Annotated in this window: 16 protein-coding genes; 2 read left to right on the top strand and 14 right to left on the bottom strand. The window is 36.8% G+C overall.

Annotated features, from left to right (window positions below; all coding sequences use genetic code 11):
- The 6 genes from CXF89_RS17095 to CXF89_RS17075 form a co-directional block, all read right to left on the bottom strand.
- A partial coding sequence (locus tag CXF89_RS17095) for an NADPH-dependent FMN reductase (protein ID WP_145990834.1) occupies window positions 1–595 on the bottom strand: 595 nt, incomplete at its 3' end.
- A gap of 275 nt (window positions 596–870) precedes the next feature.
- On the bottom strand, window positions 871–1,488 hold the full coding sequence (locus CXF89_RS17090) for a hypothetical protein (RefSeq protein ID WP_257983236.1): 618 nt from the start codon (window positions 1,486–1,488) through the stop codon (window positions 871–873).
- Complete coding sequence (locus CXF89_RS21465; RefSeq protein WP_257983235.1) at window positions 1,392–1,673, bottom strand: hypothetical protein; 282 nt, start codon at window positions 1,671–1,673, stop codon at window positions 1,392–1,394. The genes CXF89_RS17090 and CXF89_RS21465 overlap by 97 nt, the downstream gene beginning before the upstream one ends.
- Before the next feature lie 393 nt (window positions 1,674–2,066).
- Window positions 2,067–2,303, bottom strand: a complete 237-nt coding sequence (locus CXF89_RS17085; RefSeq protein WP_121955291.1) for a hypothetical protein — start codon at window positions 2,301–2,303, stop codon at window positions 2,067–2,069.
- A 72-nt stretch (window positions 2,304–2,375) separates the two neighbouring features.
- Complete coding sequence (locus CXF89_RS17080; RefSeq protein WP_121955290.1) at window positions 2,376–3,389, bottom strand: DUF5924 family protein; 1,014 nt, start codon at window positions 3,387–3,389, stop codon at window positions 2,376–2,378.
- Between the two features lie 121 nt (window positions 3,390–3,510).
- A complete protein-coding gene (locus CXF89_RS17075) occupies window positions 3,511–4,275 on the bottom strand; it encodes a spermidine synthase (RefSeq protein ID WP_121955289.1) in 765 nt (254 codons plus the stop codon).
- A gap of 621 nt (window positions 4,276–4,896) precedes the next feature.
- Here CXF89_RS17075 and CXF89_RS17070 point away from each other — a divergent pair.
- Together CXF89_RS17070 and CXF89_RS17065 are read left to right on the top strand one after the other, a co-directional pair.
- Window positions 4,897–5,874 (top strand): DUF1852 domain-containing protein, encoded by a 978-nt coding sequence (locus tag CXF89_RS17070; protein WP_121955288.1) that lies wholly within the window; start codon window positions 4,897–4,899, stop codon window positions 5,872–5,874.
- A 78-nt stretch (window positions 5,875–5,952) separates the two neighbouring features.
- Window positions 5,953–6,987, top strand: a complete 1,035-nt coding sequence (locus tag CXF89_RS17065; RefSeq protein WP_121955287.1) for a methionine synthase — start codon at window positions 5,953–5,955, stop codon at window positions 6,985–6,987.
- 124 nt (window positions 6,988–7,111) lie between these two features.
- On the opposite strand, the gene CXF89_RS17060 is transcribed toward CXF89_RS17065, so the two are convergent.
- The 8 genes from CXF89_RS17060 to CXF89_RS17020 form a co-directional block, all read right to left on the bottom strand.
- Window positions 7,112–7,534, bottom strand: coding sequence for a retropepsin-like aspartic protease (locus tag CXF89_RS17060; RefSeq protein ID WP_121955286.1), 423 nt, complete (start codon window positions 7,532–7,534; stop codon window positions 7,112–7,114).
- 109 nt (window positions 7,535–7,643) lie between these two features.
- Window positions 7,644–8,216 (bottom strand): hypothetical protein, encoded by a 573-nt coding sequence (locus tag CXF89_RS17055; RefSeq protein ID WP_121955285.1) that lies wholly within the window; start codon window positions 8,214–8,216, stop codon window positions 7,644–7,646.
- A 43-nt stretch (window positions 8,217–8,259) separates the two neighbouring features.
- On the bottom strand, window positions 8,260–8,658 hold the full coding sequence (locus CXF89_RS17050) for a hypothetical protein (RefSeq protein ID WP_024594256.1): 399 nt from the start codon (window positions 8,656–8,658) through the stop codon (window positions 8,260–8,262).
- 124 nt (window positions 8,659–8,782) lie between these two features.
- Window positions 8,783–9,049 carry a hypothetical protein gene (locus CXF89_RS17045; RefSeq protein ID WP_121955284.1) on the bottom strand — a complete coding sequence of 89 codons (267 nt, stop codon included), beginning with the start codon at window positions 9,047–9,049 and terminating at the stop codon, window positions 8,783–8,785.
- Between the two features lie 120 nt (window positions 9,050–9,169).
- Window positions 9,170–9,544, bottom strand: coding sequence for a hypothetical protein (locus CXF89_RS17040; RefSeq protein WP_121955283.1), 375 nt, complete (start codon window positions 9,542–9,544; stop codon window positions 9,170–9,172).
- A gap of 962 nt (window positions 9,545–10,506) precedes the next feature.
- A complete protein-coding gene (locus tag CXF89_RS17030; protein WP_121955282.1) occupies window positions 10,507–11,481 on the bottom strand; it encodes a transposase in 975 nt (324 codons plus the stop codon).
- A 153-nt stretch (window positions 11,482–11,634) separates the two neighbouring features.
- Window positions 11,635–12,102 carry an OsmC family protein gene (locus CXF89_RS17025; RefSeq protein WP_121955281.1) on the bottom strand — a complete coding sequence of 156 codons (468 nt, stop codon included), beginning with the start codon at window positions 12,100–12,102 and terminating at the stop codon, window positions 11,635–11,637.
- 117 nt (window positions 12,103–12,219) lie between these two features.
- On the bottom strand, window positions 12,220–13,008 hold the full coding sequence (locus tag CXF89_RS17020) for a trypsin-like serine protease (protein ID WP_121955280.1): 789 nt from the start codon (window positions 13,006–13,008) through the stop codon (window positions 12,220–12,222).
- Window positions 13,009–13,049: the final 41 nt, after the last annotated feature.

Here is a 13,049-nt window from a genome sequence, read left to right as displayed (position 1 = left end):
CCTCGGTATGTTCTTTAGCAGCCTGCGCCCACCATATTAGTTGGCCAAACGTACGTGAGAAATAATTAAACCACGATGATTGACTCTCTCCTGCAACAGGTTTGCCATCCTCACTAAACACATCTTGCGCTTTTGGCACGTGGATCATAGCCGATACCGGCAAACAGCCAAGTTCAGATAAAAAAGTACGCATGCTAATGGCCGCTCTTACGCCCCCCCACTGTCCTGCTGAGTAAGTTACTATTGCACTTGGTTTATACGAAAATAGTGAGCTACCAAAATGATTAAGTAAGTCAGCGAGGGCTGGACTCATGCTGTGATTGTACTCAGGGCTAATCATTATATAACCATCTGCGGCTTTAATTTTATCAGCTAATAGAGTGAGCTCTGTAGGTGCATTACTATTAGCGTATGCAAAATGTGGTTTAAATACGTTTTCGCTAGGAAAATCCAACGCATCAATTAGCTCAAACTCATGATCGCCAAAATGCTCTGTTAAGCATTCTATACAAGCCCTAGAAACCCTTAAGCCTAAGCGAGCTGGTTTTGGTGGAGTGCTATCGCGTACTGTGCCTAAAAATACTAAAAACTTCATATGTAATTCTCAACTTTTTTAAACGATAGCTAAACACTAACATTTTTTAGTTATTGTGTATTACACATACCCATAGTTTATTGATTCAAAGCATAATAATAATTAAATTTAAAACTGAAATTTAGCAACAACCGCGCCGTTAAACGTATTTTATCGTGTGTTACTATTTGATCCTAAGATCGATTTAATCATGCAGCAAGAGTTTTACCCAGTAGGCTCTGAACTGCCTAAAAGTAAAACACACTGCTTCAAACTCAACCTTGAAAAAGCACGCCCTAGTATTGATAACTTAGCCCTACACCACCCCAAAATATATTTCGAAGTGTCTCGTCACCTGCAAAGCGTTTTTCATCTTTATTAATGGCAATGCTATAGCTTGTATATGTGTATAAGGTTAACTGATTAAAAAGCTGATACGACAAGTTTGCAGTAAACTTTACGTTGTTAATTCCGTTGTGCCCATCACTAACATACCCCGCATTAAACCCCACGCCCGATTGAATATCTACTGATAGTAAATCGTTAATATAAAAATATTTTTTTACTGCCAGTTCCAAAAATGTACCGCTGGCATCAAATGAATGATAAACACTACTTAATAATTGAATATCGTCTGCATAAAAATACGCAAAGTCGAGGCTTAGCTCATTATCGTGAGCATCAATGCCTTCTTCACGAGCTTTAATATAGTTATAACCTACATACATCTCTATCCGCTCAGATAAGTGAGCGGTATAAATAGCATTTAAATTAAACTCTGAATAATCACTACTAATACCTTTTGCCGCCCAAGGGATCACCGCAAAGTTTTTATAATTAAACTCAGTTGCAATTGATGCAATACCATTACCGGCAAGGTATCCCGACCTTCGGTTACATATCGGCTTTCCCATAATGGGTGAATATGTAAATCAAACTCTTTATTTTTGTAATTTACGTCAGTATTGGTATGCTTAATATTTCCGCCTACGCCCACTTCAAGCTCTTGATAGTGCTCTTGTGTTTTTGCTTGTGCGTAAGCTGTATTTACTCCCGCTAGAGTCGTAATAACAAATACATATTTTAAATAGTGAGTCATTTATTAAGTCCAAAACCATCATAAATGGTAAAAAGTGGCGCATAGTATTGTTATAAAACGTGTTAGCGCAATAAATGGATGCATATATATTGTTTTATTTATTAGATTTGAAGTATTTACTAAGTATTACCCATAAACTACAAGTTGCAATTAGCTCGGATTTCAACCAACAAACCAAAGCTATATACGCACCGAGCAATGCTCTAGCAGGTACTTAATTTAATAGTAAAATGATAGTTATAGTACTCACGGTGAAGTGTTCCCTATTGCAAAAACAGGAAAAGTATAAGAAGGAAGTGTAAAAAAGTGCGATAAAGGGGAAAACTATAAGCAGCAATAACTCATTAAGCTGCTTATTATTCTTAAAATTATTAACCTAATTTGTTGGCCAGTTTAGTGACTTAAATAAGCCATAACGGCAATGAGTGCAACATAAAAACAAAAACCGAGTAAGAAGATTAAGTCGACTCTTCTAGCTTTACTCGCTTTATAAGATGCAAAATCCTTAAACTCGCTTTTATACTGCCCAAACGTTACCACTTTTAATAGCAGCCAGCCGGTCGAGTAAAATAAAAAGCTCAAACCAGTATCAACTATTAGCCAAATAAAAATATCAAATGCAATACTCATTAACTATGTCCATTAGTTTGGAATGCAAAAACTATATCAGCTATGTGTTTAAAATACAGCCAGCTAAGTTAATTAAGGTGTAACAGTAAATTTCGTTAAACCTATTAACTGACCTGATTCGGTGACTACTTTTACTTGCCACTTACCAACAGAGTCACTAGGGAAATTTACCTTGTGGGTCCATGCTCTGTACCCTAGCTCTCTCCCGCCATTTATATTTAACGTGATCCGATCAACTTCTTTTTTATTATGAAGCCACACATGAAATATTTTTTCATTTAAGCCTCTTGGTGCTTTAACAGCGGTCCAACTATATAAACCTTGATGGTGCAGTGTATAAGAGTCTAACTGTTTAATACTCCCTACTGGCTTTTTATGCTGTAAATCAACTTCATGAGCTAACGTAATATCGGTTAATCGCAGCGCAGCAGGAGGCACATAGCTCCTTAATTGCCACACAGCAGTGCTCAAAGCACATAAAATCAATACAAGAATAGGAAAACGCCACCAGCGTGCATTAGGCATTAAATTGTTTAAACTCGGTACAGTAACCACTACAGCCGTTACAAGAGCTGCGGCTAAACTTTGGCTCGTTGTAAGGTTTAACAAAATAGGTAAAGTAACAAGCAAAACAACGAATAAAGCAAAGTTATGAAACACACTAAATAACGTACGGTTTCTAGCAAGTTTTTTGTAATAAAAGGGGTCTATAACCGATATAACCGCACAAAAAACAATGAGGGAGGTAAAAATTGCTTGAGGATGATCCCACTGTGTAACCGCTAAAAAAAACGGCAAAGCAAAAAATAAGCTTTCTTGTTGCACCATTTGCAGAGCAAAACGCATTACATTAGGAGATACAGCCACACCAAACTTTTCTTCTACTTTGTCACGTAACCAATTATCAATAATTAGCCACAACCAACTAATAAGCAAAAATATCGCAATAATTTGCGAAAAAGACTCTTTTCTATCTACAAGTGCAAAGCTGGCAACGCCCGACAAAAACGCCAATACAGCCAATAATCCAGGCCGCTTTTGCATCGCGCTTATAAATTTAGCGATTATATTTTTACAGTAATCCATGTATGAGTGTTTCCGTACGGGTACGTACTTTATTATTTTTATTCAGAGTAAGGTTAGTTTAACCAAGTTTAAATGAACAACAGATAGACGGATGGATTTAAACGCGCCATTTAACAGTACATCAAACTAACCATTTTTGATTAAATAAAAGCTCGGCATAGCGCGTCATTGGTACGTTTATTAATTTTTGTAACGTGTGAGCCTTAGCAAGTAATTCATCCTCACTAAGTACAGGCATTTTATTGTTAAAAGCAAAAACAATTTTATTCCCGCCTTCAATAATAAAACTAAGAATCTTTCCTGCAAATTCTTTCTCAAGTAGTTGATCGAACGCTTCCCTCTGCCCAACTTTGGTATGGCAAATATTAAGTACTAAAACACCATCAAAAGTGAGCGCATTTTTACAATCGCGTAAGTAGGATGATTGCACCTGATCTGATTCCATCCCTTCTGAGCTATATAAATCAGAAAAAATAACGTCCGTTTTTATCTGCGTGTTTTTCATGTAGTTTGCCGCATCATCAATATGAATAAACAAACGTTCTGATACAGGGACTTCAAAATATTTTATAGCCATATCAGCAACGGCTTTACGGTATTCAACGGTATGTATAGTCAGTGCAGGAAACGCATGATAAAGACTTTTTGCGATAGAGCCCGCCCCAAGTCCCATTATCATCGCGGTTTTTAAGTGCGGTATAAAAAAAAGCGCAGCCATCATAGCTTGCGTATAAGCTAAGCTTAACCCGTTAATATTATTTAATTTAATACAGCTTTGATAAATTTTTCCGTCAAAGCTGAGAATAAGATTCTTTTTTGTTTGATATACATAAACTGGGCCATGCTCATCAATAGTTGATGCAATACAAGTGCCTTTGATATCCACGAATACTCAATAGGTGAGGTGATGAAAAACGAGTATAACTTAGTTAACGCACTGGCATTGCCATTAATATGATTTATAGCCTTTTATTAATTTACAGGCATTTATATACGTACTCAGAAAAGTCGGTTTATCTTTTGAGATTAGATTAGCTAAGGTATCTACTTATATAGCTAGATGGAACTTACCCGTGACGACATTTATTATAAACAGCGACGCAACATACTAAAAACTTAACTAATATACTGATATAGCTACAAAAAAAACTATTTGAATATTCCTCATGTTCAACATGAATAAAGTACACATCAACGACAAGGAAGTCTAAACGGCTAAACATCCATCCTTTATTTTTATCGATTTATGCCTTTTTTTCGCCAATTACTACGTAATCGCATCTAACAATAATGTGTAATGAATATGACTCATGTTTTATGTGAAATTAAACCGTTTTTCTTCATATACCAATCAACGTATAAATTACTCATTCCTTAGCGCTAAACACTATTTAACAACTTAAAGCCGCTGAATACCTAAACCAGCTAAGCCAGCTAAGTAAGTTGCAAGGCTAATAGAGCGCAGAGCATCAATCAGGTTTAAATTATAAAATTGGATATAAACACGATGAAAAAAGATTTTACATTTAATATTAAGAGCGTTTCACTCGACGAAAATTATCATCCATCAACTAACACGCGTATCACAACCAACTTTGCTAATTTAGCCAGAGGTGAATACCGCAAAGCAAACTTACGTAACGCCTTAAACATGATTAACAACCGTTTTAATGCCCTAGCCCATTGGGATAACACCAAAGGTGAGCGTTATGCTGTTGAGCTTGAAATTATCTCTGTTGAGATAGGTATTGAAGACGGCGGCGAAAGCTTCCCATCAATCGAAATATTAAAAACAAATATTGTTGATCATAAAACAAATAAACGCATTGAAGGTATTGTAGGAAACAACTTTTCATCGTATGTGCGCGACTACGATTTTAGCGTACTTCTACAAGAGCATAATAAAGGTAAGTCTCAATTTAGCATTCCAGATGACTTTGGGGTTTTACATGGCAAGCTATTTCAGTCATTCGTAAATTCGGATACATACAAACAACACTTTAAAAAACCGCCGGTTATATGCCTAAGTGTGTCAGATAACAAAACCTACAACCGCACCGAAAACCAACACCCGGTACTTGGCGTAGAATACGAACCAAATGAATCATCTTTAACAGAGCAATACTTCAAAAAAATGGGCTTACAGGTACGTTATTTTATGCCACAAAATAGCGCCGCGCCTTTAGCATTGTTCTTCTTTGGTGATTTACTTAATGATTACAGCAATCTTGAGCTTATAAGCACCATTAGTACAATGGAAACGTTTCAAAAAATCTACAGACCAGAGATTTATAATGCAAACGCAACAGCGGGTAAATCATATAAACCAAACTTAAAAAACTTGGATCACTCACTAACGCAAATTGTGTATGACCGAGAAGAGCGCGGCAAGTTAGCAAATGAGCAAGGCAAGTTTGCACAAGAGCATTTTATCAAGCCGTACCAAACAGTTCTTGAGCAATTCTCTACTAGCTATCTGTCATAACAACTAATAGTAACAACCAGTAATAACGCGCTTAACTATACGTTTAATAATTAACTAAAATATACGGCATTATTTATTATGAAAAAATTACTACCTACATCTACCGCTGGCAGTTTACCTAAGCCTTTATGGCTTGCAGAGCCAGAAACACTTTGGTCACCTTGGAAATTACAAGGTTATGAATTAACCCAGGGCAAACACGACGCCCTACGCTTGTCATTATTCGACCAGCAACAAGCAGGCATTGATATTGTTAGCGATGGCGAGCAAACAAGGCAGCATTTTGTAACTACATTCATAGAGCACCTAAATGGCGTTGATTTTGAAAAGCGCAAAACAGTAAAAATTCGTGACCGATACGACGCAAGTGTACCTACAGTTGTGGGCCCTGTTAGCCGTCAAAAGTCTGTGTTTGTTGAAGACGCTAAGTTTTTACGCAAGCAAACCAAACAACCTATTAAATGGGCATTGCCAGGCCCGATGACAATGATTGACACGCTTTACGACGATCATTATAAAAGCCGCGAAAAACTAGCGTGGGAATTTGCCATAATTCTCAATCAAGAAGCAAAAGAGTTAGAAGCTGCAGGCGTTGATATCATCCAATTTGATGAGCCCGCGTTTAACGTATTTTTTGATGAAGTGAACGACTGGGGAATTGCCTGTTTAGAGCGCGCAATTGAAGGTCTTAAATGCGAAACCGCAGTGCATATTTGCTATGGCTACGGCATTAAAGCAAATACAGATTGGAAAAAAACACTAGGAAGCGAATGGCGACAGTACGAAGAAGCATTCCCTAAGCTTCAGCAATCTAATATCGATATTATCTCACTAGAGTGCCATAACTCGCATGTACCAATGGATTTACTAGAACTTATTCGCGGTAAAAAAGTAATGGTAGGCGCAATTGATGTAGCAAATCACAGAATCGAAACGCCAGAAGAAGTAGCTAATACGCTACGTAAAGCACTGCAATTTGTAGATGCCGACAAACTTTACCCGTGTACAAACTGCGGCATGGCTCCGCTACCTCACCATATAGCTAACGGCAAGTTAAATGCCTTGAGCGCTGGGGCTGAAATTATAAGAAAAGAGTTGTTAGAAAAGAACTAGAAAGTAGCTTTGAAATACAAATTGTAAACAATAACAGCTGTCGCACCATGCCATGGTTAAACCCATAAACATGGCATGATGTGCTAGTTAAAACCGACTAAAGAACAAAGTTTAGGTTAGTTATTTAATTTTTTTTATTAAAAAGCTCTAACCTATTTTTTGAAAAATCGATAACTGCTTGGTATTGAGTAAAAAAGGGAGAGCCTAACAAGCCATGTACTCCCTTTTCACCACTCGCTACCTGAACATGGTCAAGATTAAGTGACACAAAGCCTGGACTTTCAAGCAAGGCATTTCCAAACTCTATTGAATGAACCTCTACATCCCCCATTGCGTGATCAGAAGTGCCCAAGCCTGCTGCATTCTCAATATTGAGTGTTTCTTCAATGCTAAGCTCACTTAGGCATGCCCGGTCTAAAACAGATGTTCCAGCGCCAGTATCTAAAATAAAACGTAACAATTTACCGTTAATTTTAGCTTCAACAATTTGGTGGCCTGTTTCTGATATTTCAAACTCAATTACAGTTTTGCCTTCAAATAAATTCATATACGTTCCATGTTATAAAGTTTTTAAAATCTTACTTACTATTTTCAGCTTCCCACAATTAATAGCTAAATTTTACTAGTCGCCCACCTCAAGGCGTTTTGTTATATGGCTATTTTCTATCTAACCAGCATTTTTCAAACACTACTTGGTTTGAATTAGAAACAATTAACTTATGAACAAAACTCAAGTCATCCAAGGGAGCAGGATCATTGCCTACCATGTAAGTAACGCTTGATGAATTTACCCAATTACCATTAATACTAACTGACGCCTCATTTTTTAATAGTAATCCATCGAATAGCCCTTGATATCCAGCCATAACATGAATGGCTTTACTCAACTCTCGTCCTTGCAAGCCATCTGTTGCAATTAAGAGGTTTGAGTGGTCTATAAGTTTGTTTTTTGGCAATTTAGATAAGCTTTCAAGTATGTAAGCTTTAGCGTCTTTTAAATATGCCTTATGGTTTGCCATATTATTTTTAACAAAGTCTATCGCTTTTGATACAGGTAAAATTACCTTTGAATAATTAGTTTTGTAGAAAATGGCTGGAAGCTCATAAGATTCGGGATGCACTAATTCAGATTCCCATTTAACTGGGTATTGGGTTGACTCACAAAGATCAGATTCTGCTTTCACAAAACCAGAAACTAAAAAAACCGCTAAAACTAAAATTTTCTGCATACTTTCCCTAGCTATAGTCCTGCTTAGTTGGCTTGTTATGTGTTTATACCACTTTGTTTTTATTGGAAAAGCTACTGAACAAATAAACTATTCCATACCAAGAAATACAACCAACAACATATACAACTATTTCGCGAAAACTGTAATAAGGTATAGCTCCGCTCCTTAAATCACCTATTGCGCCAATAAATAAACCAACTGAAATTAATGAACCGATGGCTAAACTTATGGAAGTATTGAGGAGCTTAGAAGATAAAAATGTAATGCATGCTGAAAAGAAACCTAAATAAATGATTATATGAAGCTCGATATAGTAAATGAGTTCAAGTTCATGCTTTTCACCTGCAAAGGGATAAAGTGGTTGTGGCGGTGCTAGAAAATAACCTAATAGCGCTCCTAGTAAAGTAGCTACAGGGATTAATAAAACTTTAAATTTACTCATAGTTTGAAAAACACATAACGAGCCTGTAGATTAACAGGCAAAAAATGGTTGGCTAAAATAAGTGAACGTAGTGAACAAAAAGCCAGCTGTTTTTTTCCTTGTTTAATTTTTTGTTAGGTATACATTACTCTCCGTACTCAGATAAGTACAATTTAATACCGAGACTCCCCATAATACTCATAGCTTTAGGAGATAATATTGCACCACCGCCACAAGCATTTTCTCGAATAGAAAAGCCAACGTCGGCAATATAATTTGAAGGAGTTAAATTTAGAGGGTTTTCTAACAACCAACTTTCAAGCTCTTGGATCTGAACAGGCAGCTCCCAATGATCTTTTGCTAAGTGAGCTAGCTTTTCATTGGATTGTTCAACTTTGATATAAATTGGCACTTAACTTCCTTGTATACCTAACGCCCCAATAAGGGGAAATTTGTAGTTGGCTAAAATGTTGAACGCAGTGAAAACAGCCAACTGTAAATTTTCCTGCTTGATTGCCATGTTAGGTACACTTTAAAGCCAAACCCTACAACTTTCAGGATTGGCACCTTTATCGTAATCCCAACTTACAATTATATTGGTTTGAGGATCAACGACATAAAACACTTTACATTTGCCTACCCAATCTTTATTAGGTGCCGTAGACAATACTTCGCTAATAAACCAGTGCTGTATAATATAGCCATCTTTATTCTTGGATGTGTGAGTAAAGCCATCCCCAGAAATTAAGTAATCTGCTCTTATTAAATCTCCAGTATCACCATAGCGAGTAGGATCTAAAAATGGTGCTTTATGACCAACTTTGTCATTTTGGTAATCAGCCCAAGGTCTGTTGCCAATCGAACAACCTACAACTAGAAAAATACTTAATAGTAAAATTAATCTCATGACTAAACTTGTGTACCTAACGCCTAATTAACAGGCAAATAATGGTTGGCTAAAATAAGCGACGAAGGAGCAAAAGCCAACTGTTATTTGTCCTTGTTTAATTTCTTGTTATATTTCAATGCTAAAACACTACCAGTAGCACAGAAGATAGCATAAAACGTTGATGAAATTACGCCGGTAAAAGGAATAAATGTAAGTAAAACAAATACACCTAATAAAGTGACTTTTAGTATTGTTACGTTGCTAACAACCCACCGACAACAAATAAAAGACCAAAAGGCTATTAGCAACGCTAAGAGCAACTTATACCCGAGTGCAGTCTTAAATTTACTATTTCTTCCTTCAGAATTAATGTAACGGTTTTCTAATGCTTTTAATTCAGAGATATCAGTTTCATCTAGATGGCCTTTTTACCACTTTTTCGCATATTCCTCCTGATATTCAACTTCAATAGTAGTCGATGAAGGGTTAGTAATTTTCTTCTCGTAAACCGCAAACATAAATAACGATAAACAAACTATGAGTATTGGTAGATGCTTCATTTTGAAATATAACAGCTTATTGAACACCACTTTGGGGGTTTATAACACACCAAAACGGCGTATATTACATAGCTCAATAATTCCACCAAACAACTTCAATGTAAACAAGTAATTACGTATGCTATAAATTACCGTTGTTAAAATGCACCAAAACGACTTTTAATAATGTTATTAGACAAAACACAAACAACTGTCTATGCAAACAGCGACCAAACCAGACAGCCACCTTAATCAAACAAACAAAACTGTACCACTAAATTTACCAATCAGGTTCAAAATTTACCTTTGATTGCTGGGTCACTTTCATTTCATCTAACAAATAAGTCATTAGCACTCTAAAACCTGAATTACACGCATGATAATAACTACATAATTGCAGTTTTAATGTTTACTAAATGGTTTTACTGAGTAGCTTAAGTATTATGCGAGTAGCTTTTCGCAGTTGCTAATATTTGATCGCCGTTTCCGCTTTAAGTTTTCACAGTAACTTGCTTGTGAAGTAGGCCTGCCTACTGCACCATGAAATACGCGCGTAAATTGCGTAGTCAGTTTTAACCAGTTCTCTGGGCAGATATTAAGCCTTTCTAACAAAGGTAGGTTCATGTTATCAATATGCCCACGCTTATCCTCTCGTATTATTCGCCCTGTTAGCTCAACAAGTTCAAGGTACGATTTAAGCTCAAACGGCAGCCCTTTGGGCATAATCTGACGAGGCATACCAGCAAAACGTAGTAACTGTTTTGGTTGTTTACCTTCTGCTGCGCATGTTAAACGCTTTTGTACACTGGTATGCTTTGACTCCTCCGGTGTGTTAGTCATTTTAGCTCTAATGGGATTTAAATCGACATAGGCCATACACGCTGCAAGTGCTGCTTCATCTAGTAATGCCTGCGATTTGAATCTACCCTCCCAGAACCTACCAGTGCAGTTATCTTCTTTATTTGCTCTGCGCGCAATGTCTTCATTTAAGAGCCGCATAAACCAGCTGATACTTGCTAGGCGTTCGCGGTATTGTTTAACCGTTTGGTTGAAAAAGATGAGTTCAACTTTACTTAGCTTTTCACCTTGTGCATATTTTTGCGTAAGTACGGTGCCTTTACAGAGTTTATGCCAGCGAATAACAATCGCTTTGTCATTCAGCCTATTTGCTTTCTTATCATCTACATACAGTACTAAATGGGTATGGTTACTCATTACGGCATAAGCACATACATCAATACAAAATATTTTTGCGAGCATAAGTAACTTATCTTCAACCCAACCTCTACGATGCTCGTAAGATTGACCTGTAAAACGGTCTTCGCCACATAAAAATGCACGACGTACGCAACGCGAAATACAATGGTAATATTTTGTATCAACCAGACTTATTTGACGCTTTCTTGCTATTGCCATGTGGCACCTGCTTACTTTTTACACTACACAAAGGCTAGCCTCTAACTTCGAAAAGTGCAAAATTTAGGATGGGTGTCTGGTTTGCCACTTTTGGTTAAAATAAGCGACGAAGGAGCAAAAACCAACTGTTTTTTGTCCTTGTTTAACAGCTTGTTAGGCTACGATTTCCGTAACAATTTCAGTTTTTACTGAGTTAGCAATAAAACATTGATCATGTGATTGATGGTGCATTTTTTCAAGTTGCTCCATCGTTGGTTTTTTATCACCCGAAAACTGAACATGTGGTCTAAGTGTAACTTTGGTCATTGAAATTTTACCATCGCTATCTTTCTCCATAATACCTACAGCATCATCTACATATGAATCTACGACATATCTTCTTTTTGCTGCAATTGATAAGAAGAACAACATGTGACAACTAGAAAGAGACGCAACAAATGCTTCTTCTGGGTCTACATTTGCTTCAACGGAATAAGGTAAAGGAACTACGTGAGGTGAAGAAGAGGCTTGAACGGTTACACCACCATCAAAAATCCATTCATGACCTCGGCTATATTTGTTATCAACATAACTTTCAGTGCTATCTCTAACCCAATTGATTTTGGCGAAATACTCTGACATTTGAACTCCGTATATGAAAGTAGCCTAACGCCCTGTTAACAGGCAATAAAATAGTTGGTTAAAATAAGCGACGAAGGAGCAAAAACCAACTGTTTTTTGTCCTTGTTTAACAGCTTGTTAGCTACCCAATACACCTAATATCCAGTCATGGTAATTTGACACCCTAATTTGATAAGCAGTAGTACCATACAAACCACCTTTAAAAGTAGATATATCGCCATGCCCCAATTGCCAACTTGATAGACCTACAAGAAAAGGAATACCTTCTTGAAAGATAACAGAAGCACCTCCGCTATCTCCTGAACCATGCATACCTTCAAGTGGTAATGCGTTTTCTGGTTCGTTAAATTTAAATGCTAACCAGTTACCTTCCGCGCTTTCAATATTATTTTGAAACCGGTTCATCACACGAAGTGATTTAGTACCAGGGTCTTCGCCAATTAATCCGTTCCCAGTAGCTCCCCTACCATAAACAGTAATTGTTTTGTCTTTTTCACTTTTACCAGAATATATATTGATTGGTTCTACACCGCTAACAGTTGAAGTTAATTTGATTAACGCTATATCACTTCTAGATTTGAAAAATCTCATTAAAGGCGCTAAATCGCCTCTAAGTAAACCTTTATTAGGTGCACTGTAGTCAGGGTGTATATGAACGCTTTCAATTTCATATGCTTTTGAACCAACTACTAGATCTTTACCAACATAATCATAAAAAATAGTGTGTGCTACGGTCAAAACCCATTGTGAATTTATTAATACACCATGACCTTCATGGGGCATATCAATTAAATATTCAGGCATTTTATCAAGAACATAATTTTCAGGAGGAACATCATGCCTCTTCACAACAGCATCGCTGTATGTAGAAAAGAAAATAATAGATAAGAGAAATAAAACTTTCATATTACGTCCATGTTCATTAATGGGTAGCTAACGCCCCAATA

Origin of the sequence: Pseudoalteromonas sp. MelDa3, assembly GCF_002863625.1 — a bacterium.
GTDB lineage: Bacteria > Pseudomonadota > Gammaproteobacteria > Enterobacterales > Alteromonadaceae > Pseudoalteromonas > Pseudoalteromonas arctica.
This window is presented reverse-complemented; position numbering and strand designations above follow the sequence as displayed.